This is a genomic window from Bradyrhizobium sp. DN3, assembly GCF_041357655.1.
Classification (GTDB): Bacteria; Pseudomonadota; Alphaproteobacteria; order Rhizobiales; family Xanthobacteraceae; genus Bradyrhizobium.
This window is the reverse complement of record NZ_JAULLN010000002.1, coordinates 134,631-158,562: the sequence shown is the minus strand read 5'-3', so window position 1 is coordinate 158,562 and position 23,932 is coordinate 134,631. Positions and strand designations below refer to the sequence as shown.

Here is a 23,932-nt window from a genome sequence, read left to right as displayed (position 1 = left end):
TGGCTTGAACCTTACGCCGCAGGCGCGCGGCCGGACAATGGCTCAAGCGAGCTTCTTGACTTCCGGTCCCGCAGGCTGGTGCATCGCCGCGTGCGCAGCGTCGGCGATCCATGGCTGCTGGTTCACCATCGGCAACCGCCAGACCGTGCGCTCCGGGCTTGCGAAATGATCGAGCCGCGTCACCGACACATTGTCGATGTCGAATGCGAGCCCCTGCTCCGGCAAGTCACCGAGCGCAAGGCCGACTGCCGCCTTGATGGTGCCGCCATGCGCGACCGCGATGATGTCCTGCCCGGCCGCTTCCACATTGATCCGTTCGATGGTGCGACGCGTGCGGTTGTAGAGGTCCATGAAGCTTTCACCGCCGGGCGCAGGCTCCTTGATGTCGGCGAACCAGCTCGTGCCGACGGGTCGGCTCGCGATGAACTCGGCGCGGTTCATACCCTGCCAGCGGCCGAGATTCTGCTCGGCGAGATCCGCTTCCCATTTCATCGCCGCAGGCCGCGGAAAGCCGGCCGCCCAGATCGCCTCGGCCGTCTGATGTGTGCGCATCAGATTGCTCGAATACCAGACAGCCTTGCGTGGCAGCACCTTGGCAACAGCGTTGAACACATAGGTGTCGCTGGTGTCGCAGGCGATGTCGGACTGGCCGTAGATGTTGCCGCCGTCATTGCGCACGGGCGCGTGCCGGACCCACCACCATCGTGTCATGACCACATTCGGCTTGTCTGCGCCTGCCATCGAAACCCTTCCATCCCGTGTGATGTCGCTGTACGTCAGTAGCGAACGTGTCTCAAGACACTTTACCGTTTGAAATCTTGTTTGAAATTCCGTCGCGCGGCAAGGGCCGCGATGCGAGCCAAAGGGAGAAGCGCATGGGCCGCCTGCAAGGCAAATCCGTCATCATCACCGGCGCCGGCAGCGGCATCGGCCGCGCCGCAGCGCTGCTGTTCACCAGGGAAGGCGCAAAGCTCATTGCCGTCGATCGCACCGAGGCGGTGAAGGAGACCGTCGAAGAGATCAGGGCGGCCGGCGGTGTCGCGGAAGCCATGGTGGCGGACGCCGGCTCCGAGAAGGACGTCATCGCCGTGATCGACAAGGCGGTGAAGACGCATGGCCGGCTCGACGTGATCTGGGCCAATGCCGGCGTCTCGGGCGGGCTCGTTCCGCTCGCCGAGCAGACGGTGGAGCACTGGCAGGAGATTCTGCGCGTCAATTTGATCGGACCGTTCCTCGCGGTGAAATACGCGATGCCGCACATGGTCAGGCAGCAGTCCGGCGCGATCGTGCTGACGGCGTCCGTTGCAGGTCTCAAGGCCGGCGCCAGCGGCCATCCCTATGCGGCGAGCAAGGCCGGCGTGATCAGCCTGGTGCAGACCACGGCCTATTCGCTCACCGGCACCGGCGTGCGCATCAACGCGGTATGCCCGGGCCTGATCGAAACCGGCATGACCAAACCGATCTTCGACCGCGCCAAGGAGCGCGGCACCCAAGACAAGATCGGCCAGCTCAACCCACTCAAGCGCCCCGGCCAGCCGCACGAGCTCGCGGCGATGGGACTGTTTTTGGCCAGCGACGAGGCCTCGTATGTGAACGGCCAGGCGTTCCCGGTCGACGGCGGTCTCACGGCATCGATGCCGTATACGGGCAAGCCGGTGTAGCAAGGGGTCTCGTGTCCCGGACGCGACGCGGCGTTTACGCTGCGGCGCAGAGCCGGGAGCCCTCAGGCCGCGCAACTGCTGCAACATGGGCCCCGGCTCTGCAGCGCACCGCTAAGAAGCGCTGCGCTGCGTCCGGGGCACGAGAGCGGAGTTTGTCGCGCAACTGCCTCAACATCGTCATTGCGAGCGCAGCGAAGCAATCCAGAATCCCTCGGCGGAGGCAGTCTGGATTGCTTCGTCGCAAGAGCTCCTCGCAATGACGGAGTTTGAGGCGGCATGGTCGCTCATCAATCCCATTTCAATCGCAGACGCGCCTTCTCATCCTCGCGGCTTGCTCGCCCGAGCTTTGCTTCGGTGCCTTGCCCTCAATGAAAGAGGGCGCAGGGAAGACCGGGAGCCGGTTGGCTCCTATGGACCGCCATGCCGAGAGCAGATTGCGTGTGCTTCGATGCATAGCGGGGAAACAGGGCAACCGGAGACATCCCGGCCTTCCCTGCGCAGTGGTTGGAACGGCTTATGTCGTGCTCTCCCCGGGGAGCGATGCACTATTGCCCCCGTCGCCTTGCAGATGACTGATGCGAGCGCCCGGTCGGGCCGCCACATCACCGCCAGACTTGGCGCACAGAACCCCGGGCGCCAGGACCACACGATTTGGCCGTACGCGAACCGCACCTGTCGTTGGCGTGACGCTTTCGCTCACGGTTGCCCGCCCTGCGAAGCCTTTCGCGCCGGTGTGGTCCACGTCCACCGCCGCCCGACCCGCGTTCGTGACGATCGCGATACGCCCCTCTTCCTTGGGCCGGGTTGCGGCGACACATACGCCGTTTCCGAATTTCGGTAAAGGGGAATATTTTGGATGGCGCGCGTTGACCCACGGCTTGCGTGTTTTGCCCGACGGGCAACGCAAGGTCTTGTAGCCCGGATGGAGCGCAGCGCAATCCGGGATTCCATCCGTGCGGACACAGCGGTCCCGGATTACGCTGCGCTCCATCCGGGCTACGGATCTGTGTTGATTTGCGCGACCGGCCACCACGTTGGTATGGTTCATGCAAGCCGCCTCGGCTTCCGCAATCTCCTACCAAGATCCTGAAAATGCAGAGCTCAAGACCCGACCGTATCCGCAAGCTGCTCGCCGACCTCGTTGCTTTCGACACCGTCAGCGACCGCACCAACCTGCCCCTGATCGCCCATATCGAAAGCTATCTCGCCGCGTTCGGCATCAAGGGTGAGCGCATCATCGATGAGACCGGCAAGAAGGCCTCGCTGTGGGTCACCATTGGACCCGAGGACCGCCCCGGCCTGGTGCTGTCGGGCCACACCGACGTCGTGCCCGTCGTCGGCCAGGACTGGAGCCACGATCCGTTCAAGCTCATCGAGCGCGACGGCAGGCTCTACGGCCGCGGCACCACCGACATGAAGGGCTTTGTCGCGGTGTGCCTCGCGATGGTGCCCGAGATGGTGGAGGCGAAGCTCAAGACGCCGATTCATCTCGCGATCTCCTATGACGAGGAGATCGGCTGTGTCGGCGTGCGGCCGATGCTGCGCGAAATCGCCAAGACGAAGGTCAAGCCGCTCGGCGCCTTCATCGGTGAGCCGACCCAGATGAAGGTCATCATCGGCCACAAGGGCAAGCACGGTGTCCGCGCCACGTTTCGCGGCCTCGCCCGCCACTCCTCGATCGCGCCCGACGGCGTCAATGCGATCGAATATGCCGCCGAGCTGATCACCGAGATCCGCCGCCGCGCGGTGAAGCTCGCCGCCGCGCGATCAACGGACAGCCTCTACGATGTTCCGCACTCGACGCTGCTCACCAGCATCGTGCATGGCGGCGCCGCGCTCAACATCGTGCCGGACCATTGTGCAGTCGAGTTCGAATGTCGCGGCATCGGCATCACGGAATCGCGTGAGGTCACCGATGCGATCGTCGCCTGGGCCAAGGCCGAGCTCGCGCCGGCGATGAAGGCAAAGAATGCCGATTGCGGCATCGATTTCGAGGAAATCCTCGACTATCCCGCGCTCGATACGGCTGCCGATGCCGCCATCGTCACGCTGGCCAAAAGCCTTGCGGGGCGCAACGACCACGCCAAGGTCGCCTTCGGCACCGAGGCCAGCCTGTTCGCCAGCATAGCCGATATCCCATCGGTGGTGATCGGCCCGGGATCGATCGCACAGGCGCATACGCCGGACGAGTTCGTCGCGATGGCGGAGTTGGAGAAATGCGCGGGGTTTGTCGAGAGGCTGATCGCGCATTGTGTGAGGGGGTAGCCCACCTCCTCGTCATTGCGAGGAGCTCTTGCGACGAAGCAATCCAGACTGTCACTGCGGAGATATGCTGGATCGCGGAGCCTGTCATCGGGCCGCGCTCCGCGCGGACCCGGTGGCTCGCAATGACGAGCTGTAAGAGCTCGCCTCATCGCGGCTGTCATGCTCCGCGAAAGCGGGGCATCCAGTACGCTGCGGCCTCTCGGCTCAAGCACTGCCGCTTCTGGAATACTGGATTGCCCGCTTTCGCGGGCAATGACACCGAGTTTGTGGAAACAGGGTGGGCAAAGCGAAGCGTGCCCACCGCTTTCGCCACGATTGGGGAAAGATGGTGGGCACAGCGCTACGCGCTTTTGCCCACCCTACAGGAGCTGCAAGTGAGGGGGCTCGATGCCCACCTCCTCGTCATTGCGAGGAGCTCTTGCGACGAAGCAATCCAGACTGTTACTGCGGAGATACTCTGGATTGCTTCGCTTCGCTCGCAATGACGAGTGGCACGAGCTCGCCTCATCACGGCTGTCATGCTCCGCGAAAGCGGGGCATCCAATACGCTGCGGCTTCCCGGCTCAAGCACTGCTGCCTCTGGAATACTGGATTGCCCGCTTTCGCGGGCAATGACACCGGAGGTGTGGGGACGGCCAACCACAAATGAAAAAGGCGCGGCCACCGGCCGCGCCTTCGCTCTTCCTAAACCGCCCCCGCCTTCTGCGCATATTCCCACGACGCTTGCGACAGCGGCGCGGTGCGCTTGGCGGATTCGAGCGCTTTGGCGTTCGCGGCGGTGCCGTCGCGGATGCGCCCCGCGATACCCTGCGTGATGCCGGCGAGGCGGAACAGATTGTAGGAGAAGTACCAGTTGAGGTCCGGCACGTTCATCTTGGTGACGCTGCAGTAGATCTGCGCGGCCTCTTCCAGGCTGGGGATGTTGAGCGCCTTGAGATCGACGCCGTGCAAGCCCGGCATGATCCACTGCATCAACAGATAGGTGAAATCGGCCATGGGATCGCCGAGCGTCGACAGCTCCCAGTCCAGCACCGCCTGCACGCGCGGTTCCGTCGCGTGGAAAATCATGTTGTCGAGGCGATAGTCGCCGTGGACGATCGAGACGCGCGCCTGCTCCGGCACGGTCTTCGGCAGCCATTCGGCGACCTTCTCGAACTCCGGAATGTGCTGGGTTTCGGAGGCGCGGTACTGCTTGGTCCAGCGGTCGATCTGTCGCGCGAAATAATTGCCGGGCTTGCCGAAGTCGCCAAGGCCGATCGCAACGGGATCGAACATGTGGAGTTGCGCCAGCGTCTCGATCTTGCTGGTGAAGATCTTGCGCCGCGCATCGGCATCCTGGCTCGGCAGCGTCGGATCCCAGAACACCCGGCCCTCCTCCATCGACATGATGTAGAAGGCAGCGCCAATGACGCTGTCGTCCTGGCACAGCGCGTAGGCGCGCGCGACCGGAAAGCCTTGTTTTCCAAGGGCTGCAATCACGCGGTATTCGCGATCGACGGCGTGCGCCGAAGGCAGCAATTTGCCGAACGGCTTTCGGCGCATCACATAGGAACGGTTCGGCGTGTCGAGCCGATAGGTCGGGTTGGACTGGCCGCCCCTAAACTGGAGGACGACCAGCGGCCCCTCATAGCCTTCGACGTTGTCGCGCATCCAGGCCTCGAGCCGCAGCTCGTCGAAACGATGCCGCTCCTCGACCGGCTTGGTGCCCGAAAACTCCTCGTCTTTCCTGACGCCGTCAGCCACGATGACGCTCCCTCTTCAGTCCTGACCTTTTCAGGTCGAGCATGATCCTAATCGGTAACCACTGGCGCACTTGCGTCAAGCGGTCATCCGACGCGGATCATGCCCTGTCGTGTCTTCAAGTCGGAAGCGCCGTCCGGCTCTCCCTCTCGATGACTTGTTTAGTGACTTGGAGAGTTTGCATACTTCCGAAGTTCAAGTCTGGCAATGGCGCGATTGTGCACCTCGTCCGGACCGTCGGCGAGCCGCAGCGTGCGGATGTGGGCGTAGTCCTTGGCAAGGCCGGCTTCATCCGAGACGCCGCCGCCGCCAAAGGCCTGGATCGCCTCGTCGATGATCTTCAGCGCCATGTTGGGGGCTGCGACCTTGATCATCGCGATCTCGGCCTGCGCGGTCTTGTTGCCGACCTTGTCCATCATGTCGGCCGCCTTGAGGCACAGCAGACGCGTCATCTCGATGTTGGTACGGGCCTCGCCAATGCGCTGCTCCCACACCGAGTGCTCGACGATCCTCTTGCCGAAGGCAGTGCGCGAGGCGAGCCGCTTCACCATCTTCTCCAGCGCCTCCTCGGCTTTGCCGATGGTGCGCATGCAGTGATGAATGCGGCCCGGGCCGAGACGGCCCTGCGCGATCTCGAAACCGCGGCCTTCGCCGAGCAGGATGTTCTCCTTCGGCACCCGCACGTTCTCGAGCAGCACCTGGGCGTGGCCGTGCGGCGCGTCGTCAAAACCGAACACGGGCAACATCTTCTCGACCTTGATGCCGGGGGTGTCGAGCGGAACCAGGATCTGCGACTGCTGCTGGTGCTTGGCGGCCTTGAAATCGGTCTTGCCCATCAGGATCGCGATCTTGCAGCGGGGATCGCCGACGCCGGACGACCACCATTTGCGACCGTTGATGACGTAGTGGTCGCCGTCCTTCTCGATGCGGGTCTCGATGTTGGTGGCGTCCGACGAGGCCACCGCCGGTTCCGTCATCAGGAAGGCGGAACGGATCTCGCCGTCCATCAGCGGGCGCAGCCATTTGCGCTTCTGCTCCTTGGAGCCGTAACGGATGAACACTTCCATGTTGCCGGTGTCGGGCGCGGAACAGTTGAACACCTCCGAGGCCCAGGTGATGCGGCCCATCTCTTCCGAGAGCAGCGCATATTCGAGATTGGTCAGTCCCGCGCCGCGGAATTCGTCATCCTCATGCTCCGACGGCGGCAGGAACATGTTCCAGAGGCCCTCGGCCTTGGCCTTCTTCTTGAGGTCTTCCAGGACCGGGATCACCTTCCAGCGGTCGCCGCTCTTGTCCTGCTGGTCGTAGATCGGCACCGCCGGGCGCACGTGCGTGGCCATGAAGGACTGCACGCGGTCGAGCCATTCCTTCTGCTTGGGCGACAGATCGAAATCCATAGGACGCTCCTCGTCTTGCTCTTTGAACAATCTCTTGCGCCGGACTGTCGTGCTGCCGCGCGCGACCCGCAAGCGCGAATGCGCGTGCGTTGCGGCCGCCTCGGAACGGAATCGCAAGTTGCGAACGAGTCCCGATTACGGATTGACATTTCCGGCCTTCAAACGATAGTTTCATACAACTGTTTGAATTGCAACTCCCCCCATCCAGGGCACTCATGGCCAGCGATCATACGAGGTCTGCCATTCTCGCCGCCGCCGAACGGCTCTACGCCGATCGCGGCTTCGGCGACGTGACGCTCCGTGACATCGTCGCGGAGGCCAATGTCAATCTGGCCGCGGTGAACTATCATTTCGGCTCGAAGGATGAATTGATCGCGGAATTGTTCGTCACGCGCTCGATCGCGACCAATCGCGAGCGCCTGCGCGAACTGAAGGCGGCGGAGGAACAAGGCGGCGGGCGCGCGCCGATCGAGGTGATTTTGCGCGCGCTCGTCGGCCCCACCTTGCGCGGCTGCCTCGGCCCCGAGAACCAGCGCTCCACCGCGGCACGTTTCATGATCCGCGCCTCGATCGAATCCGTGCCGCCGATCCGCCGCATCAAGAACCGCGAGATCGACCATTTGCGCAAATTCGCCGGCGCGATGCGGAGATCCCTGCCCGAGCGCAGCGACGTCGAGATCTACTGGGGCCTGAACTTCGCGCTCGCCATGGCGCACCACACCATCCGCGAGAGCGAGCGGCTGACGAAGCTGTCGGAAGGCAAATGCGATCTCGACGACGTCGAGGACGTGGTCGCCCGCGTCGTCAGCGTCGCGACGATGGCGCTGACGGCGGGACGGACCGAGACGAAGGTGTCGTCAAAGGTGGCGGCGCGTTAGTCGAAAAGGTAGCCACACCGACGCTGCGCTCCCTCGCCCCGTTTGCGGTAGGGCTATCGCATATGCATTTCGCGGGGACCACCCGCGAGTTTGCTCCGCCTCTCCCGCTTGCGGGAGAGGCCGACGCGTCCCGGGCGATGCGAAGCATCGTCCCGAGCGCGGCGGGTGAGGGCTCTCACCGCACTGGGATCGCCTCCGCAATTCTCGACAATCCCGACGCGGGAGGCACCCCCACCCCCGCCCTCCCCCGCAAGCGGGAGAAGGAGCCCACTGCCGATGCCGAAGCATTATTCACGCCATATGCGATAGCCCTACCGCTTGCGGGGAGAAGCGAAAGGATCGCCCCTCACATCATCGCGATGCAGTCGATCTCGACGTCGAAGGGACCGAACCATTCCGGCGTGCAGACGAAGATCCGCGCCGGCGGATCGAGCGGGAAGTAGCGCGCATAGACGGTGTTGAAGGCGGCGAAATGCTTCGTCGATGTGCAGACATTGCATTTCATGACGTTGTCGAGCGAGGCGCCGGCCGTCTGAAGGCACAGCTTCATCTGCTCCATCACGAGCTCGCTCTGCCGCTCGATCGGAACTGGGGCGATCTCGCCCGTCGCCGGATCGAACGGCGGCAGGCCGGCGACGAAGATCATGTTGCCTGCACGCGTCACCGGCGAAGTCGGCGCCTTCCAACGGTCGAGAAACGTCGAGATCGGTTCGAGGCGGAGCGCTTCGCGTTTCATGGCGGCCACCTTCGGTTCGAGCGAGACGGCGCCGTGCTACATCATATTGCAGCCGGCATGGTTCGCTTTCGATCGAAGTGTGGCGGGCCCTAGACCCGCTGCGGCATCTCCTCGGCCTCTTCCTTGGCGAGCAGCAGCAGCATCTCGATGCCCATCTCGCCTTCCTGGGGTGAACGGATGAACTTGATCTCATCGGAACTTTGCCGCAGCGCGGCAATGATGGCGACGGCCTGATTTGCGGTCGCCGCCTCGGTCGCCAGAATTCCCTTCTGGTTCTTGGCCTGGAACCCGATCGTGTAGGACATTCGCTTCCCTCCCGCTCAAGTGGAGAGATCGGATCAGAATCGGGCGCGCGGCGAAAGCCTGTGCGACTACGGACCGGGATTATCTGGGGATTGCGGGCAAGCTTCAGGCAAGCCCGAGCATCGCACGGGCCTCATCCGCGGTCGCGACCGCCGCCCCCCGCGCGCTAAATGATGCCCTGCTGCTTCAGCGTCTCGATCTTGCCGGCATCATAGCCGAGCTTGCCGGTGAGCACCTCCTGGGTGTGCTCGCCCAGAAGCGGCGGCGCGCGGTAGTCCTTGATCGGGGTCTCGGACAAAGTGAGCGCGTTGCGGACCAGCGACAGATCGGGCTCGAAGGGATGGTTGACCTTCACCCGCATGCCGCGCGACTGGACGTGCGGATCGGAAAACACCTGCTCGAAATTGTTGATCGGCCCTGAGGGCACGCCGGCCTCCTCGAGCTTTTCCAGCCAATAGGCCACCGGCTTCTTCAGGAACAGACCGGCGAAGATCGCCATGATCTCCTTGCCGTGCACGACGCGGTCGTTGTTCTTGATGAAGCGCTTGTCGCTGGCGAGCTCGGGCTCGCCGAGCACAGCGCAGGTGCGCTGGAACTGGCCGTCATTGCCGACCACCAGCATCAGCTCGCCGTCGGTGCAGCGGAACACGCCGGCCGGCATGCCGCCATTGCCCCAGGTGCCGCGGCGCGGCGGCGTCTTGCCGTTGACGAGGTAGATCTGGAGCCAGTGGCTGAGCGAGGCAATCACGGTATCGAACAGACAGACGTCGATGTGCTGTCCCGCCCCGCCATTGGCGTCGCGATGGTAGAGCGCCGAGAGAATCCCGATCGATGAGTTCATGCCGGTCATGTAGTCGACGATCGAGGGACCGACCTTCATCGGGCCCTCGCCCGGCTCGCCGTCGATATGGCCGGTGACGCTCATCAGGCCGCCCATCGCCTGCAGGATGGCGTCATAGCCGGCGCGCGGCGCGTATGGGCCGGTCTGGCCGAAGCCGGTCACCGAGCAATAGATGATGCCGGGATTGATCGCCTTGATTGATTCATAGTCGAGGCCGTAGCGCTTGAGATCGCCGACCTTGTAGTTCTCCATGAAGACGTCGACGTCCTTGGCGAGCTCGCGGATGATCGCCTGCCCCTCCGGCTTGGCGATGTTGACCGTGACCGACTTCTTGTTACGGTTGGCGCAGAGGTAGAACGAGTTGTTGTTGTTCGCCTTGCCTTCGGGATCGGCGAGGTAAGGTGGGCCGAAGGCGCGCGCGTCGTCGCCGGTGCCCGGCCGCTCGATCTTGATGACCTCCGCACCCAGGTCCCCCAGCATCTGGGCCGACAGGGGACCGGCGAGCACGCGGGTGAGGTCAAGGATCTTGATGCCTGAAAGCGGCAAGGCCGACATGTCGATTTCCTCCGGGGAACTGGAATCTTGGCGCGGCGGCTCGAAGCTCTGGCCGCGCACCTTGCCGATACACTATTTTCGGGCTCCGAGCACTGCACTGGCGGCATACGGCCATCCCCTGCCCGGCGACAGCATCGGCTGTGGACGTCGAATTCCGCACGGCGAATATTTTTTCTTAGGTCAGGGCTGCGGCGACAATTCGCGGCCGGCGCCGGCCGAGCAGGACCAGGATCAGCACGGTCGCACAGGAGCAGACGAAGGTGAGACCGAGGGCGCCGCGGCTGCCGAACTCCGTGAGCAAGCCGACGAGGAGCGGCGGCGAGATTGCGGATGCGAGATTGAGCGGCAGCGCGATCATCGACATGGCCTTGGCGAACTCGGCCTGGTCGTAGAACACCAGCGGGATGGTCGCCCGCGCCACCGCCATTGCGCCGCCGCCGGCGCCATAGAGCAGGATGAAGACCGCGACTGCCCAGGTCGTGCCCTCGCTCATCATCAGCAGCAGCATCGCCACCGGCAAGGCCGTGCCTGCGACGAGGCCGGTCGTGATGCCGTCCCATCGCCCGCCCCCGAGGAAGTCCAGCCCGCGAGCGCTGACCTGGATCACACCGAGCATCGAGCCGAAGGCGATGGCCTGGGCCGGCGCCAACCCCTCCGCCCGGAGCAGCTCGATGAGAATGGCGGAAAGGCCGAAATTGACGAAGGCATTGAGGGTGATCGCGGCAACGACGAGACGGAACGTGCTCCGCGCAATTGGCGGCGCATCCTCAGGCTTGGCCGGCGCACCGCCATCGCCTTCCGCGCCTCTCCGGCGCGGAGCCGCGAACGCATAGAGTGGAAGCGAAACGAGGATCAACGTGGCGGCATAGACGAGGCATGTTCCACGCCAGCCGAGGTGGCCGCTCAGGAACGACGTGGCCGGCCAGAAGATGCTGTTGGACAATCCCGTCACCAGCATGAGCGCGCCGATCGCGCTCTTGGCTTGCCGCCCGGCAACCTCGTTCAGCATGATATAGGCGCCGGTCGACAAGGTGGCGCTGCCGGCGATGCCGAGCACGATCCAGGCGGCGAAATAGAGCATCGGCTCGCGCGCGAAGGACAGCAGCACGAAGCCCGGCACGGTGACGACCGTGCCGATCATCATGACCGTCCGCGCGCCATGCCGCGCAAACGACTTGGCGAGCCAGGGAGCGCACAGTCCCATCGAGACATAGAGAACGGATGTCCCCGCGAACACCGCCGGCAGGCTCATGCCGAGGTCCGCCGCAAGGTCGCGCCCGATGATGGCGGGAAGCCCGATCGTGCCCCATCCGACCAGCTGCGTGGTCGCGAGCACCAGCAGGACCCCGATGAGCCTGCTGTCAGATTTCAAGAACCGCATTCCAAATATCGCCTGCCCGCCAGGCGCAGATCGCGCCTGTGCCCCCGTCATACCGGGAGACTCGGCGCACGGGAACGCCGGCCGCCGAATGGCAGGAGGCAGCCGGGAGCATGTCGACCGGTGGACGGTCGCCCTACCCTGCGATCCCGAGCAAGGATCGCGCCTCAGTCGCGGTCGCGACGCGCCGGCCGTGCCGTGCGACAGCCTCGGCCGCGATGGCCACCAGCTCTGCGTTGCTGGCGGCCAGGCGCGTCTTGTCGATCCTGATATTGTCCTCGAGCCCGGTGCGAACCGCGTCGGCGCCCCGCGCGAGCGCCCAGCCCATGACCTCGGCTTGATGGCGCCCGATTCCGGCTGCGGTCCAGGTTGCTTTCGGGATCAGCCGCCTGAGCTCTCCCAACAGGATGTCGAGGACATGTTCGTCCGCCGGCATTGCGTTCTTGACGCCCATGACGAACTGCACGTGCGGACGCTGGTCGATCAGGCCCGCCTCGATCAGGCGGCGGGCGCCATGCAGATGCGACAAATCAAAGATCTCGATTTCCGGCCGGATGCCATTCGCCTTCATGCTCGTGGCGAGCGTTTCGACCAGCGCGGCGCTGTTCTCGTAAACTATCGTCGGAAAGTTCACTGATCCGGTGGAGAGCGAGGCCATGTCGGGCTTGAGATAAAGCGCTGAGCCGCGCGCAGAGGGATCGCGGCCCCGCCCGCCGGTCGAGAACTGGACGATCATGCCCGGACAATGCTTCCTGATCCCCTCCTGCACCAGGGCAAATCGCTCGGGGTCGGAGGATGGCGTCTCGTCATCGTTTCGAACATGGATATGCGCAAGCGTGGCGCCGGCCTCGAAGGCTTGTTGCGTCGATTCGATCTGCTCGGACGGCAGGATGGGGACCGCCGGATTGTCCTTCTTGCGCGGAACGGAGCCGGTGATCGCGACAGCAACGACAGCGGGGTTCATCCAACAACCTCATGATTCCAGCGCTCGCGCGCACAAAGTTCGAGTAGCCAGTCACGCTATGCGTGAAGCCCTGCCGCTGCAACCTTCGTCAATTGCAGCGGCATGGCCTTGTTCCGTCCGGATCAGGTCGGAATTGCGGTGGCACCGCTCGCGGCCTCAGCACGCTGCCGCTCATAATCGGCCTGCGCCATCGGAACGGCCTGGGGATTACCGAGATCCTCGATGCTGATCCGATAGGTTTCGCGCGCCGTGACGGCCGCCAGTGCCGCGATGACGGTGATGCCGAAGGCGATCGCCCCCACCGTCAAGGGAATGTTGGTCGAGCCGGGAGGAGCCACGGTCGCAAACAGGGCAGGAAGCAATGCCGTGATGGTCGTGCCGATGTTCTGCGAGATCGCCATCGCCGACACGCGGGTGCGCGTCGGAAAGAGCTCCGGGTAAAAGCTCGGGAAGATCGCGTTGTAGCCCTGATAGACCACGCCCCACATCAGGAGCGACAGGAGGATCGCGAGCGGCACGTTCCTGATGCTGATGGCATAGAGATAGCCGAAGGCGAGCAGGCCGGAGAGCAGCGCGCCCACGATGATCGGGGGCTTGCGGCCGACCTTGTCGGAGAGATGGCCGACGAAGGGAATGACGAACACGGCCAGCATGTTTCCGAGCACCGGGATCCACAGATAGACGTCCTTGGCAAAGCCGATGCCATAGGCCGGCTGGACCGCGTACGCCGCCCCAAAGATGGTCGCAACGACCGGAATGACATTCATGAGCGCCATGCAGATGACCCGCAGCATGTCGGGCCAGCTCAGCTTGATGGCCTGGACGATCGGAGCCCGTGGCGTTTCTCCCCGCTCGTCCTCTCGGGCAAAAGCAGGCGTTTCGTCGACTTCGCGGCGAATGATGTAGCCGGCGACGATGACGAAGAAGCTGAGCAGGAACGGAATCCGCCAGCCCCAGCTGTTGAACGCGTCGGTCGGCATATAGGCCGCCAGCGGCAGGAAGACGGCTGCAGCGAGAATCTGTCCGGCCTGTACGCCCTGGAGCGCGAAGCTTGCATAAAAGCCGCGCCGGCCGAACGGCGCGTGCTCCAGGATCATCGAGCTCGCGCCGGAGATTTCACCGGCAACGGCAAATCCCTGCACGAGGCGCAGGATGACGAGCAGGACCGGCGCCAGGATGCCAACCTGCTGATAGGTCGGCAGAAGGCCAACGGCCATGGTCGAGATGCCCATCAGGAACATGCAGACGATGAGCACGGTCTTGCGCCCGTGGGTATCTCCCCAATGTCCGAGCACGAAAGCACCGATCGGCCGCGCCACGTAGCCGACGCCATAGGTCGCCAGCGACGCGACGATTGCGGCGGTGGGATTGTCCGACGGGAAGAATATCTGCGGGAAGATCAGCGAGGCGGCTGTCGCGTAGATGAAGAAGTCATAATATTCGAGAGCCGACCCAATCCAGCCGCTTGCGGCAGCCTTCCTGGACTGAGTCATGTCATGGATCGCGCGCGTCGTGACCATCTCAAAATCCTCCCAATCTGGTTTGCTGCCGGCCCGTTGGCGGGCTTCGTTGGAAAATTGGGCAGCAATCTCCGGGCGCTCTGCGGAGTTTCGCGAGCGCTTGTCACTGCCGGTCGTGTCTGATTGGAGGCGACAATAGGCTTTCGCCGGGCTAACACAATTACCCAGTTATGCGATAAACCTAACATGATGTTATGCCGGGCGAACGCCCGGGCAGCGGCTATGCGCGCGGACTGGCGGCCGGCACGCCCGATGGCATCGAAGCCGGCCGTCTCGATTTCAACGCCTGTGCCGAGGTTGCGGTTGGGATTGCCGCGCGGTGCGGGCGGTTGATCGTCTGATCATGAGCCGCCGATCCGTGTCATGCGGTATGGCCTGGCTCGATGTGCTTCGGCGTCTTCTTGTCGCGCTGCGGGGTCATCCTGGCCGGGTCGGGCGCGCCGGGCACGCCGCGCGGGCCGAGCTGCTCGCGCTGGATGTCGTCTTCGGACAGCGGCGGCTCGACGCCATTCTGCTCGCGAGGCTTGGTCATTCGGCCTCCTTATCTCGAATGCTATTCCGCGTCCCCGGGCTCTAGACGCCGAGTGCGGTCTCGCCGGCTTCGCGACCGGGCACGCTGACATGGACTTCATGTCCCTCGCGAAGGGCCAGGGATGCCGCGGCAACCGCCGACTCGAATGCGGCTTCCTTGGTGGCGTATCTGCTCTTGACGTCGCCGTCGTGCAGCACGCCCCACTCGTCCTGCACCGGCACGATGGCATATTGAGCAAGGCCCATGGTCCAACTCCTGGCTTGGCGTTTGGCTTGGCGTTCAGAGACCGTCTGCCCGATAACGCGCCGGCGCGCTTAACGTTGCGTCAGCTGCGAATGCGCCGCCGTCACCCGCCACACCGTGTTGCCGCTGTCGTCGGCCACCAGCAGCGCGCCGGTCTTGTCGATGGCGACGCCGACGGGACGTCCGCGCGCCTTGTTATCGCTGTTGAGGAAGCCGGTCACGACATCCTGCGCCGGCCCGCTCGGCTTGCCGTCCGCAAACGGCACGAACACGACCTTGTAGCCGTTCAGCACCTGCCGGTTCCAACTGCCGTGCTCACCGACGAAGGCGCCATTGCGATAGGCGTCCGGCAGACTCGTGCTGGTGCTGAAAGCCATCCCGAGCGGGGCGACATGCGAGCTCAGGGCATAGTCCGGCACGATCGCCTTGGCGACGAGGTCCGGCCGCTCTGGCTTGACGCGGGGATCGACGTGTTGGCCGAAATAGCTGTAAGGCCAACCGTAGAAGCCGCCGTCCTTCACCGACGTCATGTAGTCGGGCACGAGATCGGGACCGATCTCGTCGCGCTCGTTCACCACCGTCCACAGCGCGCCGGTCTGCGGCTCGAAGCTGAGGCCGTTCGGATTGCGCAGGCCGCTTGCGAAGATGCGCCATCGGCCGCTGGCACGGTCGACCTCGAGGATCGCGGCGCGATTATGCTCGGCCTCCATGCCGTTTTCGGTGATGTTGCTATTGGAGCCGACGCCGGCATAGAGCTTTGAGCCGTCGGGGCTCGCGACCAGGCTCTTGGTCCAATGATGATTGATCGGCCCGCCCGGCAGCGGCGTCAACACCGTGCCGGGTGCGGTGATCTTGGTGTCGCCCTCGGTGTAGGGATATTTCACGATCGCGTCGGCGTTGGCGACATAGAGATCGTTGCCGACCAGCGCGACGCCGAACGGCGAGTTGAGATGGTCGAGGAACACGTTTTGCGTATCAGGCACGCCGTCGCCGTTGCTGTCACGCAGCAGCGTGATGCGGTTACCCGGCCCGGTGTCGCCGCCGCCCGATGTCGCCCAGGACTCGATATATCCCATGACGATCTCCTTGGGCCGCTTGATCGCGGCCCCCTTCGGCGCCTTGGATTCCACCACCAGCACGTCGCCGTTGGGCAGCACGTAGAGGAAACGCGGATGCTGCAAGCCGGTCGCAAACGCCTTGGCCTGCAAGCCCTGCGCAACGGCCGGCGTCTCGTCCTTCTTCCAGCCGACAATGCGGGCGATGTGGACCGGCGGCAGCAGATATTGCTGGATCTCCGGCAGCGTCGGATTGGCGCCGATTTGCGCCTTCGGATCGCCGCTGCCGTCATTGCAGCCGGCCAGACACAGCAACGAAGAGCACAACAGCGCGCGGGCAACGGAGAACTTCATCGCGCAACTCCCACACCGTGGCGATAGACCATGGCCCACCCGAGCCAGCCGGTGACGGGCAGGATCAGGACGGTCAGTGCCGAAAGCACGAGCCCGGTTGGCCACACCGAGGTCCAGGCATCGCGCATGTGAATCATCGTGTTGAAGATCGCAAGGACCAGCGCCACGGCGTTGCCGATCAGATGCGGCCAGGCCGGCGCTTGCGTCCGCACCAGGCGGTTGCCGAGGAAATCGGTCAGGCCTGCGATGGCCGCGAGCACGCCGAAGATGACGCCGACGAGCAGGAGCCAGGCGGAAAAATCCGCCCACATGATCTCGGCGCTCGCGACATAGGCGATGTCGGTGAACAGCGCCCCGATGAAGCACACGATCGGGATCGGCACCAGCATCGGGTGAATCGGATGACCCGCGATCTGCGCCGTGGAACGGACGCGCATGTCGTCTTGCACGGTCGGCCTCGTGTGACTTTCGCCTGCCCGACCGGCCAACTCGTGCTTGCGGTGATGGTTCCTGGGCGGATCGATCGTGCGGGCGCGCCTCCATGTCGGCAGCCGCGCCGCGTGGAAGCCGGCCGTCCGGGCCGGATTTGTCGGGCGCTACCCGAAGCCAACGCTACTCGAAGTTAGATCAGCGGAGCTCCCTGCCGCAGATTCATGTGCCGGTTGACGTCCTTGTAAAGCAGATAGCGAAACCGACCGGGGCCTCCTGCGTAGCACGCCTGCGGGCAGAAGGCGCGCAGCCACATATAGTCTCCGGCCTCGACCTCGACCCAGTCCCGATTGAGACGGTACACGGCCTTGCCCTCGAGGACATATAATCCGTGCTCCATGACGTGCGTCTCTGCAAAGGGGATCGTCGCACCCGGCTCGAACGTGACGATATTGATGTGCATGTCATGCCGCATGTCGGCCGGATCGATGAAGCGCGTGGTTGCCCACCTTCCCTCGGTGCCCGGCATCGCTACCGGTTCAACCGAGTCTGCATGGGTCACGATCGCCTCGGGCTCGGCCAATCCTGGCACGCGCTGATACAGCTTGCGGATCCAGTGAAGCTGTGCCGGGCTCTGGTCCCGGTTGCGAATGCTCCAGGCGCAGCCAGGTGGCAGATAGGCGAAGCCGCCGGGCCTGAGCTCACGCTCCCTGTCCGCCAATGTCAGGACCAACCTGCCGCCCACGACGAACAACGCGCCCTCGGCGTCTTTGTCCGGCTCGGGAACTTCACTTCCTCCACCCGGCGCGATCTCCATAAGATAATGGGAGAACGTCTCGGCGAATCCGGAGAGCGGTCGCGCCAGCACCCAGACGCGCGTGCCGTCCCAGTGCGGCAGGTGGCTGACGACGATATCGCGCTGCACGCCGTTGGGGATGACGGCGTAGGCGTTCGTAAAGACCGCCCGGCTACTCAGAAGATCCGTCTGGGGCGGAAGGCCCCCTTGGGGGATGTGATAGGTTTGCGATGACATCATCAAGCCTCGTGGTCGTTACCGGGGTCAGCTTGCGGCTGTCCTGAGATCGAGTTGCATCGTCTCGTCCAGCCAATATTCTTCGAGATTGTCACCACCACCCTTGCGATCGACGACGAGGAACGCGCTTGCGTCCTTGAGAACCAGAAGCGGGTGGTGCCAACAGTTTCGGGCATAATTCACGCCTTGGTTGCCCTTGGCAGCGAACGCCCGATAGCTCGATTGTGTGTGCGGGTCCGTGCAAACGACGACCAGCCAGTCCCCTCCGTTCAAGGGCATGAACAGCTGGCTTCCAAGTGGATGGCGCTCCATCAGGCGAATGGCGATCGGCGCGGGCCGCGCAGAGGCGACAAACCAGCTGATGTTGATTTGTCCGCCTTCCGCGCCGACATCGATAGTAGCGAGTTCGTTGTAGCGCTCGGCATATCCCTGGTTGATCGACAGGGCCGTCAACCCTTCCGTTTCGACGACCTCTCCGAACGGAGCGAACGCCTGCCTCGTCAACGGCTCAATCGAGAGTGTCGCCATCGTCAACCAATGCCTCTGCGTTCAAAGCGTCTGCAGACCCGCGACGGGAGCGTTCGCGCCGGCCGGATCGATCTGCACGTCCTCGCTGGAAGGAACGACCTCACCATCGAGGATGCGATGCGCCTTCGCGCGATCGAGGTCCCCCTCCCACGAGGCCACGACGACCGTGGCAACGCAGTTTCCGACATAGTTGCCGAGCGCACGGGCGATGCCGATGAACCAGTCCACCGACAAGATCAGCACCAGTCCGATCGCCGGGATGGCCGGGATGGCAGCCAGCGTCGCCGCGAGGACGACAATGGCCGAGCCCGGGACGCCATGAGCCCCCTTGGAGGTGAGCAGCGCGATGCCGAGGATCGCCAGGAGATCGCCCGTGGCAAGCGGCGTGTTCGTCGCCTGGGCAATGAAGACCGCCGCCAAGGTCAAGTAGATCGAGAAGGCATCCAGATTGAATGAGTACCCTGTCGGGATGACCAAACCGACCGTCGACCGCTTGATCCCGAGCTGTTCGAGCTTGCGCATGGTCTGCGGAAGCACGCTGTCGCCTGCGGCCGTGCCGAGAACGATCATCAGCTCTTCGCGCAGATAGACGAGCAACTTGAACAGGCTGAAGCCCGACAGCCGCATGATCGCGCCGAGCACGATGACCACGAAGAAGAACACCGCCAGATAGAACAGGGCAACCAGTCCCCCGAGCTGCTTGAGCGAACCGATGCCATACTTGCCGACAGTGAAGGCGATCGCACCGAAGACTCCGAGCGGGGCGAGCCGGACGACGAAGTTCATCATCTTGAAGATGATCTCGTTCACCCGCTCGACGAAATCGACGACTGGCTTCGCGCGCTCGCCGCACAACGACATGGCGCAGCCAAACATGATCGACACGATCAGGACCTGCAGAACATCGCCGGAGCTGAAGGCACCGACGATGGTCGACGGGATGAGCTTCATCAGGAATTCGGAGACGCCCCCGCCGGCGACCTGTGCCGCGGTCTGGCTGAATCCGCTGAGCGCCTTGGCGTCCAACGTCCTCGGATCGATGTTCATTCCGGCGCCGGGCTGGAAATAATAAGCAAGCGCAATGCCGAACATCAGGGCGATGGTGGTGACGATCTCGAAATAGAGCAGCGAGCGAATGCCGACTCTTCCAACCTTTGAAAGGTCGCCGGCCGCCGATATTCCCTGCACCACCACGCAGAACACGATGACGGGCACCAGCATCTTGATCAGCTTGATGAAGCCGTCGCCCAGGGGCTTCATCTGCAATGCGGTGTCCGGATAGGCCATGCCGAGAGCGATACCGGCCAGAAGTGCGACGACCACTTGGAAGAAGAGTGACTTGAAAATCTTGGGCATGGCTTTCCTCGCTCGCTGGGCTTCCATTTGTCTGGCTTGGTCGGCCTTTAGCCTTCGCCACTTTTATCGTTGGCGGCGACGTGAAGTCGCCGCGGACGGAGCCATTCGGTCGCGGCAGAACGCGCGAGGTCTCCGCCGGTCATTCGTTGACCAGCCTCGCCGCCAAGTCCAATATATAGAACGACACGATTGATAGGGCTTCACTATGGATCTGCGCCAGCTCCGGTACTTCATCGCGGTTGCCGAAGAGCGCAGCTTCACCCTCGCCGCCCGACGGCTGAACCTCTCGCAGCCGCCGCTCAGCCAACATATCCAGGCGCTCGAGGCCGAACTCGGGACCCAGCTTCTCTACAGGACCAGCCGCAGGGTGGAGATGACGCAGGCCGGCGAAGCCATGCTGGTGCGGGGGCGCGCGATCCTGCAGCAGGTCAAAGCCACCGAAGACGAGGTCCGGTCGATAGGCGCCGGCTTGGTCGGAACGCTGGATGTCGGGGCGACCGGCTCGATCCTGCGCGGGCGTCTCGCCGAGCTGCTCGCGGCCTACCGGAAGGTCGCACCATTGGTCAAGATGACCGTGCATGAGCAGGCGCCGGCGCTGCAGATCGCGGCGCTCCTCGGCCGGACCACCAACATCTGCCTGATTCGCGGTATTCCCGCCGAGCGCGACCTGACCAGCAAGCTGGCGTGGCGCGAAGAGGTCGTCCTGGCCGTGCCCCGCACCCATCGGCTGGCGCACCGCAAGCGCATTGCCCTCGGTGATCTCGCTTCCGAGGATCACGTCGTCCTGGATCCGGACAGCTCGGATTTCGCCCGCTACGTGCAGAAGTGCTGTGTCGACGCCGGCTTCCTTCCAAAGGTTTCCCAGCAAGTCGTCGACGCCCAGTCGATCCCAAGTCTGATTGCCGCAGGTTTTGGTGTGGCACTCGTGCCCCAGTCGATTGCGCGGTTCACAACCACCGACATTGTATTCCGCCCGATCAGGCCTTCGCCGCCCACGGCCGATGTGTTTCTGGTGTTCAGGGAGGACGAGACGTCGATGGTGGTGCACAATTTCATCAGGCTCGCTCTTCGATACCTCAACCACCGAAGAGCCTGAGCCAGGCCCACGTCATCGATCATGCCGGCAGGGGCGCCCCTGCTCAGACCATTGCGATAGTTTTCTTTGACCACGTCTGTGGCCGTCATGCCGAAGGCCCAGGGCAAATGCCGCTGGTCGTCGACGAGCGATGGCGGACGATCTGCGAGACGACGAGGGAGACGAAACAAGACGCGCACATCGGCGAAGCGCGACGTGTCGGAATGAAACGTCCTTGGCAAGCTAAGCTGTTGAGAACATTGGAGCGGGTGAAGGGAATCGAACCCTCGTATTCAGCTTGGAAGGCTGCTGCTCTACCATTGAGCTACACCCGCATCAGGGGCTCCCTAACACGGCCGGACGGCGGTCTCAACTGCCGCGACGGTGACTTTTCGCAGCTTGCCGGCCTTACGAACAGGCCTCGGTTCCGGCCGATCGGCCTGCCCTTAACAGCGGCGGCCTTACAACCTATATTGGAATCTCCCGAAACCAACGAAAGGAGGTGATCCAGTGTTGCAAAATTATAGGCTCCCGGACCTTCACTCTGGATCATCGGTTCTAACGATCTCAAAGAGTTAGGCCCTGGACCACATCATCGAACTACAGTCCAGAACACGGGTTTTCACGCGCTATTGCGCCCAATGAGCGCCCAAGGCTTTGGACTAGCGATGAGCCAGCGCGTCGAGTGATCGACGCGCTGGTTTCGTCTATAAGGATGATGCCAAGGGCCAGGAGCATGCGTCACACCGAGTACCCACAATATGCGCAAGCAGTTGCCGCACTTGAGCCGGTGCTTGATGCGAGAGACGGAAAGGTCATCGCGATCGGCGGGTGGCCGCACTCAGGGAAGACCACGCTCGGGAGATACCTTGCCTGGCAGTTCAACGTCTCGCTGGTCGAGACGGACATGTTCATCATCCCCAATCGGGGTGGCATCGTTCACAGAGAAGATGAGGTAGCCCGCGTCATCGAACACCGCATCGGTGGCGCGTATCCAAACCCAGTGATCATCGAGGGCGCGACCGTGCTGAAACTGCTGTCGCGGCTGAACGTGAAGCCAGACTTCACGATCTACGTGGAGCGCCCCGAAGACCACGACGCAGGAAACCTCGCCGCCGAACTCGACGTCTACCACAAAGAATTTCGGCCGCGCGAGGCGGCCGACTTGATCCTTTTGCTGCCGGAAGACGACTAAGCGCCGGCGTCCAACTCCGCCAACTGCTTCTGAGCCGACTCCCTCTCCTCAAGCGCTGTCACCTCGCTGGGATCGCCCGCTAAGCTCTAGACAAAGCTTGGCATCGGGGCGCTCTCAGCCCTGGACCAGCGAGCAAGAAATCGGGCGCGACGGGGCCTCCCCGCCGCGCCTTTTCCTTTTCAGATTTGCCTTGATTGGGAGGATCGGGACTGCTTGCCGGCTCAGCTCGTGCGGAGCCGCTCACGGAATGCCACGGAGGCAATCAGCATGCCGACGCACCAGGCTATGACGGCGCGGTGGGGCTCTCCGGAGAGGAGCACAGTGAAGATGCTCGCAAGCAAGCACGGCGCGATCGCCTTGCCGGTCCGGCTCGCCAGCGAGAGCAGGAACGGCATCGCCGCAATCGATATTTGCAGGACGGCCATGTTGAACCACGGTCTCATCGACGGCTTTAGAAGCCGCAGATGTTGAGCGCACGCGGGCGTTTGCCGCGCCGGCTCTCCACGATCCGCTCGCCGCCGTTCTCGGCCGAGCTGCCGTAATAGCGGTGATGGCCGGCCTGGTCGTGCAGATCGGCCGGCTCCGATTGCCCCGCCCGACGCGCGTCGCAGATGATCTTGATGGTGTGACCCGACATAGCCGCCTCCAGCAATAACCTTTGTTGTTTGTGGTCATCAGTCGCGATCAGTTCCGGCGGCGTTCACACGGCACGGCCGCAATCGGGTTTCAGGACGGTTTCGTCGCTTGCCGGCCGCGCAATATTTTGCTTCGGGATTGTCGGCACGGGCTGCCGTGCTACGTCCTTGGGGCTTGCGCAGAAAAAAGAGGTGACGATGCTGTACGCCATCCTGGCCTATCACGTGGAAGACGAGGTCTTGTCCTGGACGCCGGAGGAGGACGCCGCGGTCGTCGCCAAAGTCATCGAGGTTCAGGCGCCCCTGAGGGCGAGCGGACAGTTTGGGCCGGCGGCCCGTCTGGATGAGACCCGGAAGGCTCGCACCTTGCGGGGCCCCGGCGCGGGCATGGTGCTGGACGGCCCGTTTGCCGAGACCAAGGAGCAGCTTCTGGGCTTTCACCTGATAGAATGCGCCACCGAGGATGAGGCGATCGCGGCGGCGCGGAAGCTGCGTGCGGTCAATCCGACGGCGGTCTACGAAATCCGCCCAGTCAAGCTTTATGTGCCAGCCGACGGGTTCGGCGCGACATCCCCGTGAGGTGCCGTCTACGGGTCTAATCTGGACCGCGCGATGGTGAAGCGCTGGATCACGAGCCCGCCAAAGGCGATGAACCAGACGAAGGGCGCGACATGCGGCGCGAACGCGGCAACGATCGTGCCCGGAATGAACACGAGCAGCGGAAACATCGAGGCCATGATCTCGTGGCGCCAGCCGCCCAGGATGGTCCACCACAGCCAGGCATTGAGGCCGGCGATCGCGGTCAGGTGCAGGCCGTAGAGCACCGCCACCGCGTTGCTCATGCCATAATTGGTGTAGAGGCCGTTGGTCACCGGCAGCAGCACGATCGAGAGCAGGAAGAACAAATTGAGGATCACCGCGCCGCGGCTGCCGATGGGCTGGCGCGCAAGGCGCCGGTGATGGCTGATCCAGAACACGCCGGCGATGATGAAGCTGAGCGCAAAGCCGGCGAGCTTACCGGAATAGACATGGGCAAGATCGCTCCAGCCGGGGGCGCTGGTGAACACCGCGGCCTTGGGCAGGTCGTAGGCGAGCAGCGTCATGGCGACACCAAAAATGGTGTTGCTGAGCGATTCCAGCCGCCGCATCTCGAACTGGTCGGGCTTGAGCTCGGTCATGCCAGGGACGCGTTCCTCGGGCTGGAACTTCGGGCCGTCTTTCCCCCTAAATCCTAAACCCGGTTTCGTCCAGCTGCATTG

At 63.7% G+C, this 23,932-nt stretch carries 26 protein-coding genes and 1 tRNA gene; 7 read left to right on the top strand and 20 right to left on the bottom strand.

All coding sequences use genetic code 11. The features are described 5' to 3' along the window. Positions 1 to 42 precede the first annotated feature (42 nt). Positions 43 to 741: a histidine phosphatase family protein gene (locus tag AAE027_RS04075; protein ID WP_370985608.1), complete on the bottom strand. Its 699-nt coding sequence runs from the start codon at positions 739 to 741 to the stop codon at positions 43 to 45. 134 nt (positions 742 to 875) lie between these two features. Between AAE027_RS04075 and AAE027_RS04070 the strand changes: the two genes are divergently transcribed. Both AAE027_RS04070 and argE read left to right on the top strand, forming a co-directional pair. Then, the gene (locus AAE027_RS04070) at positions 876 to 1,661 is read left to right on the top strand and encodes an SDR family NAD(P)-dependent oxidoreductase (protein WP_091894792.1); all 786 of its coding nucleotides are present in this window, start codon (positions 876 to 878) and stop codon (positions 1,659 to 1,661) included. A gap of 1,092 nt (positions 1,662 to 2,753) precedes the next feature. Then, positions 2,754 to 3,926, top strand: a complete 1,173-nt coding sequence (gene argE, locus AAE027_RS04065) for an acetylornithine deacetylase (RefSeq protein WP_370985606.1) — start codon at positions 2,754 to 2,756, stop codon at positions 3,924 to 3,926. Between the two features lie 684 nt (positions 3,927 to 4,610). Here argE and AAE027_RS04060 read toward each other — a convergent pair. Both AAE027_RS04060 and AAE027_RS04055 read right to left on the bottom strand, forming a co-directional pair. Beyond that, on the bottom strand, positions 4,611 to 5,669 hold the full coding sequence (locus tag AAE027_RS04060) for a phosphotransferase family protein (RefSeq protein ID WP_370985605.1): 1,059 nt from the start codon (positions 5,667 to 5,669) through the stop codon (positions 4,611 to 4,613). Between the two features lie 158 nt (positions 5,670 to 5,827). Next, a complete protein-coding gene (locus AAE027_RS04055; RefSeq protein WP_370985604.1) occupies positions 5,828 to 7,063 on the bottom strand; it encodes an acyl-CoA dehydrogenase family protein in 1,236 nt (411 codons plus the stop codon). A gap of 215 nt (positions 7,064 to 7,278) precedes the next feature. Between AAE027_RS04055 and AAE027_RS04050 the strand changes: the two genes are divergently transcribed. Next, complete coding sequence (locus AAE027_RS04050; RefSeq protein WP_091889201.1) at positions 7,279 to 7,941, top strand: TetR/AcrR family transcriptional regulator; 663 nt, start codon at positions 7,279 to 7,281, stop codon at positions 7,939 to 7,941. Between the two features lie 346 nt (positions 7,942 to 8,287). On the opposite strand, the gene AAE027_RS04045 is transcribed toward AAE027_RS04050, so the two are convergent. From AAE027_RS04045 to AAE027_RS04020, 6 genes are all read right to left on the bottom strand, one after another. Next, on the bottom strand, positions 8,288 to 8,677 hold the full coding sequence (locus AAE027_RS04045) for a RidA family protein (protein WP_370985602.1): 390 nt from the start codon (positions 8,675 to 8,677) through the stop codon (positions 8,288 to 8,290). Between the two features lie 89 nt (positions 8,678 to 8,766). Further along, positions 8,767 to 8,982: a hypothetical protein gene (locus AAE027_RS04040; RefSeq protein ID WP_091889205.1), complete on the bottom strand. Its 216-nt coding sequence runs from the start codon at positions 8,980 to 8,982 to the stop codon at positions 8,767 to 8,769. A gap of 164 nt (positions 8,983 to 9,146) precedes the next feature. After that, a complete protein-coding gene (locus AAE027_RS04035; protein WP_370985600.1) occupies positions 9,147 to 10,376 on the bottom strand; it encodes a CaiB/BaiF CoA transferase family protein in 1,230 nt (409 codons plus the stop codon). Positions 10,377 to 10,551: 175 nt separating this feature from the next. Beyond that, positions 10,552 to 11,757 (bottom strand): MFS transporter, encoded by a 1,206-nt coding sequence (locus AAE027_RS04030; RefSeq protein ID WP_370985599.1) that lies wholly within the window; start codon positions 11,755 to 11,757, stop codon positions 10,552 to 10,554. Between the two features lie 133 nt (positions 11,758 to 11,890). Further along, complete coding sequence (locus tag AAE027_RS04025) at positions 11,891 to 12,718, bottom strand: 3-oxoadipate:acetyl-CoA acetyltransferase (RefSeq protein WP_091889213.1); 828 nt, start codon at positions 12,716 to 12,718, stop codon at positions 11,891 to 11,893. 122 nt (positions 12,719 to 12,840) lie between these two features. Continuing rightward, positions 12,841 to 14,238, bottom strand: a complete 1,398-nt coding sequence (locus AAE027_RS04020) for an MFS transporter (protein WP_370985597.1) — start codon at positions 14,236 to 14,238, stop codon at positions 12,841 to 12,843. A 194-nt stretch (positions 14,239 to 14,432) separates the two neighbouring features. Between AAE027_RS04020 and AAE027_RS04015 the strand changes: the two genes are divergently transcribed. Then, on the top strand, positions 14,433 to 14,579 hold the full coding sequence (locus AAE027_RS04015) for a hypothetical protein (RefSeq protein ID WP_370985596.1): 147 nt from the start codon (positions 14,433 to 14,435) through the stop codon (positions 14,577 to 14,579). A 20-nt stretch (positions 14,580 to 14,599) separates the two neighbouring features. Here AAE027_RS04015 and AAE027_RS04010 read toward each other — a convergent pair whose 3' ends face one another. The 7 genes from AAE027_RS04010 to dctA form a co-directional block, all read right to left on the bottom strand. Beyond that, positions 14,600 to 14,770 carry a hypothetical protein gene (locus AAE027_RS04010; protein WP_370985595.1) on the bottom strand — a complete coding sequence of 57 codons (171 nt, stop codon included), beginning with the start codon at positions 14,768 to 14,770 and terminating at the stop codon, positions 14,600 to 14,602. A 41-nt stretch (positions 14,771 to 14,811) separates the two neighbouring features. Then, positions 14,812 to 15,015: a hypothetical protein gene (locus AAE027_RS04005; protein ID WP_091889217.1), complete on the bottom strand. Its 204-nt coding sequence runs from the start codon at positions 15,013 to 15,015 to the stop codon at positions 14,812 to 14,814. A 69-nt stretch (positions 15,016 to 15,084) separates the two neighbouring features. Next, entirely contained in the window at positions 15,085 to 16,422 is a 1,338-nt protein-coding gene (locus AAE027_RS04000) for a PQQ-dependent sugar dehydrogenase (RefSeq protein WP_370985594.1), read from the bottom strand. Next, positions 16,419 to 16,871, bottom strand: coding sequence for a DUF2231 domain-containing protein (locus AAE027_RS03995; protein ID WP_091889220.1), 453 nt, complete (start codon positions 16,869 to 16,871; stop codon positions 16,419 to 16,421). Before AAE027_RS03995 ends, AAE027_RS04000 begins: the two co-directional genes overlap by 4 nt. A 173-nt stretch (positions 16,872 to 17,044) precedes the next feature. Next, complete coding sequence (locus AAE027_RS03990; RefSeq protein WP_370986044.1) at positions 17,045 to 17,884, bottom strand: bifunctional allantoicase/(S)-ureidoglycine aminohydrolase; 840 nt, start codon at positions 17,882 to 17,884, stop codon at positions 17,045 to 17,047. Between the two features lie 27 nt (positions 17,885 to 17,911). Beyond that, positions 17,912 to 18,412, bottom strand: a complete 501-nt coding sequence (locus tag AAE027_RS03985) for an ureidoglycolate lyase (RefSeq protein ID WP_370986043.1) — start codon at positions 18,410 to 18,412, stop codon at positions 17,912 to 17,914. Between the two features lie 21 nt (positions 18,413 to 18,433). Then, positions 18,434 to 19,768 (bottom strand): C4-dicarboxylate transporter DctA, encoded by a 1,335-nt coding sequence (gene dctA / locus AAE027_RS03980; RefSeq protein WP_370985592.1) that lies wholly within the window; start codon positions 19,766 to 19,768, stop codon positions 18,434 to 18,436. Positions 19,769 to 19,973: 205 nt separating this feature from the next. On the opposite strand from dctA, the gene AAE027_RS03975 reads away from it, so the two are divergent. Beyond that, positions 19,974 to 20,864: a LysR substrate-binding domain-containing protein gene (locus AAE027_RS03975; protein ID WP_370985590.1), complete on the top strand. Its 891-nt coding sequence runs from the start codon at positions 19,974 to 19,976 to the stop codon at positions 20,862 to 20,864. A gap of 240 nt (positions 20,865 to 21,104) precedes the next feature. On the opposite strand, the gene AAE027_RS03970 is transcribed toward AAE027_RS03975, so the two are convergent. Then, positions 21,105 to 21,178 (bottom strand) — tRNA-Gly (locus tag AAE027_RS03970). A gap of 401 nt (positions 21,179 to 21,579) precedes the next feature. Between AAE027_RS03970 and AAE027_RS03965 the strand changes: the two genes are divergently transcribed. Beyond that, on the top strand, positions 21,580 to 22,038 hold the full coding sequence (locus AAE027_RS03965; RefSeq protein ID WP_370985589.1) for a type I pantothenate kinase: 459 nt from the start codon (positions 21,580 to 21,582) through the stop codon (positions 22,036 to 22,038). Between the two features lie 221 nt (positions 22,039 to 22,259). Here the strand turns inward: AAE027_RS03965 and AAE027_RS03960 are convergent, their stop codons facing one another. Together AAE027_RS03960 and AAE027_RS03955 are read right to left on the bottom strand one after the other, a co-directional pair. After that, positions 22,260 to 22,463, bottom strand: a complete 204-nt coding sequence (locus tag AAE027_RS03960; RefSeq protein WP_370986042.1) for a hypothetical protein — start codon at positions 22,461 to 22,463, stop codon at positions 22,260 to 22,262. A 26-nt stretch (positions 22,464 to 22,489) separates the two neighbouring features. Further along, on the bottom strand, positions 22,490 to 22,675 hold the full coding sequence (locus AAE027_RS03955; RefSeq protein ID WP_091889314.1) for a hypothetical protein: 186 nt from the start codon (positions 22,673 to 22,675) through the stop codon (positions 22,490 to 22,492). 196 nt (positions 22,676 to 22,871) lie between these two features. Between AAE027_RS03955 and AAE027_RS03950 the strand changes: the two genes are divergently transcribed. Beyond that, entirely contained in the window at positions 22,872 to 23,252 is a 381-nt protein-coding gene (locus AAE027_RS03950; protein WP_370985588.1) for a YciI family protein, read from the top strand. A gap of 8 nt (positions 23,253 to 23,260) precedes the next feature. Here AAE027_RS03950 and AAE027_RS03945 read toward each other — a convergent pair whose 3' ends face one another. Further along, positions 23,261 to 23,851 carry a TMEM175 family protein gene (locus tag AAE027_RS03945; protein ID WP_370985587.1) on the bottom strand — a complete coding sequence of 197 codons (591 nt, stop codon included), beginning with the start codon at positions 23,849 to 23,851 and terminating at the stop codon, positions 23,261 to 23,263. Positions 23,852 to 23,932 lie beyond the last annotated feature (81 nt).

Bases quoted from the DNA above. Each gene is read 5' to 3' on its own strand.
- AAE027_RS04020 (WP_370985597.1), bottom strand. From the start codon at position 14,238: ATGGTCACGACGCGCGCGATCCATGACATGACTCAGTCCAGGAAGGCT.
- AAE027_RS04015 (WP_370985596.1), top strand. From the start codon at position 14,433: ATGCCGGGCGAACGCCCGGGCAGCGGCTATGCGCGCGGACTGGCGGCC.
- AAE027_RS03990 (WP_370986044.1), bottom strand. From the start codon at position 17,884: ATGTCATCGCAAACCTATCACATCCCCCAAGGGGGCCTTCCGCCCCAG.
- dctA (WP_370985592.1), bottom strand. From the start codon at position 19,768: ATGCCCAAGATTTTCAAGTCACTCTTCTTCCAAGTGGTCGTCGCACTT.
- AAE027_RS04010 (WP_370985595.1), bottom strand. From the start codon at position 14,770: ATGACCAAGCCTCGCGAGCAGAATGGCGTCGAGCCGCCGCTGTCCGAA.
- AAE027_RS03965 (WP_370985589.1), top strand. From the start codon at position 21,580: ATGCGTCACACCGAGTACCCACAATATGCGCAAGCAGTTGCCGCACTT.
- AAE027_RS04040 (WP_091889205.1), bottom strand. From the start codon at position 8,982: ATGTCCTACACGATCGGGTTCCAGGCCAAGAACCAGAAGGGAATTCTG.
- AAE027_RS03955 (WP_091889314.1), bottom strand. From the start codon at position 22,675: ATGTCGGGTCACACCATCAAGATCATCTGCGACGCGCGTCGGGCGGGG.
- AAE027_RS03960 (WP_370986042.1), bottom strand. From the start codon at position 22,463: ATGGCCGTCCTGCAAATATCGATTGCGGCGATGCCGTTCCTGCTCTCG.
- AAE027_RS04025 (WP_091889213.1), bottom strand. From the start codon at position 12,718: ATGAACCCCGCTGTCGTTGCTGTCGCGATCACCGGCTCCGTTCCGCGC.
- AAE027_RS04030 (WP_370985599.1), bottom strand. From the start codon at position 11,757: ATGCGGTTCTTGAAATCTGACAGCAGGCTCATCGGGGTCCTGCTGGTG.
- AAE027_RS03950 (WP_370985588.1), top strand. From the start codon at position 22,872: ATGCTGTACGCCATCCTGGCCTATCACGTGGAAGACGAGGTCTTGTCC.
- AAE027_RS04005 (WP_091889217.1), bottom strand. From the start codon at position 15,015: ATGGGCCTTGCTCAATATGCCATCGTGCCGGTGCAGGACGAGTGGGGC.
- AAE027_RS04000 (WP_370985594.1), bottom strand. From the start codon at position 16,422: ATGAAGTTCTCCGTTGCCCGCGCGCTGTTGTGCTCTTCGTTGCTGTGT.
- AAE027_RS04075 (WP_370985608.1), bottom strand. From the start codon at position 741: ATGGCAGGCGCAGACAAGCCGAATGTGGTCATGACACGATGGTGGTGG.
- AAE027_RS04070 (WP_091894792.1), top strand. From the start codon at position 876: ATGGGCCGCCTGCAAGGCAAATCCGTCATCATCACCGGCGCCGGCAGC.
- AAE027_RS04055 (WP_370985604.1), bottom strand. From the start codon at position 7,063: ATGGATTTCGATCTGTCGCCCAAGCAGAAGGAATGGCTCGACCGCGTG.
- argE (WP_370985606.1), top strand. From the start codon at position 2,754: ATGCAGAGCTCAAGACCCGACCGTATCCGCAAGCTGCTCGCCGACCTC.
- AAE027_RS03945 (WP_370985587.1), bottom strand. From the start codon at position 23,851: ATGACCGAGCTCAAGCCCGACCAGTTCGAGATGCGGCGGCTGGAATCG.
- AAE027_RS04035 (WP_370985600.1), bottom strand. From the start codon at position 10,376: ATGTCGGCCTTGCCGCTTTCAGGCATCAAGATCCTTGACCTCACCCGC.
- AAE027_RS04045 (WP_370985602.1), bottom strand. From the start codon at position 8,677: ATGAAACGCGAAGCGCTCCGCCTCGAACCGATCTCGACGTTTCTCGAC.
- AAE027_RS04050 (WP_091889201.1), top strand. From the start codon at position 7,279: ATGGCCAGCGATCATACGAGGTCTGCCATTCTCGCCGCCGCCGAACGG.
- AAE027_RS03975 (WP_370985590.1), top strand. From the start codon at position 19,974: ATGGATCTGCGCCAGCTCCGGTACTTCATCGCGGTTGCCGAAGAGCGC.
- AAE027_RS03985 (WP_370986043.1), bottom strand. From the start codon at position 18,412: ATGGCGACACTCTCGATTGAGCCGTTGACGAGGCAGGCGTTCGCTCCG.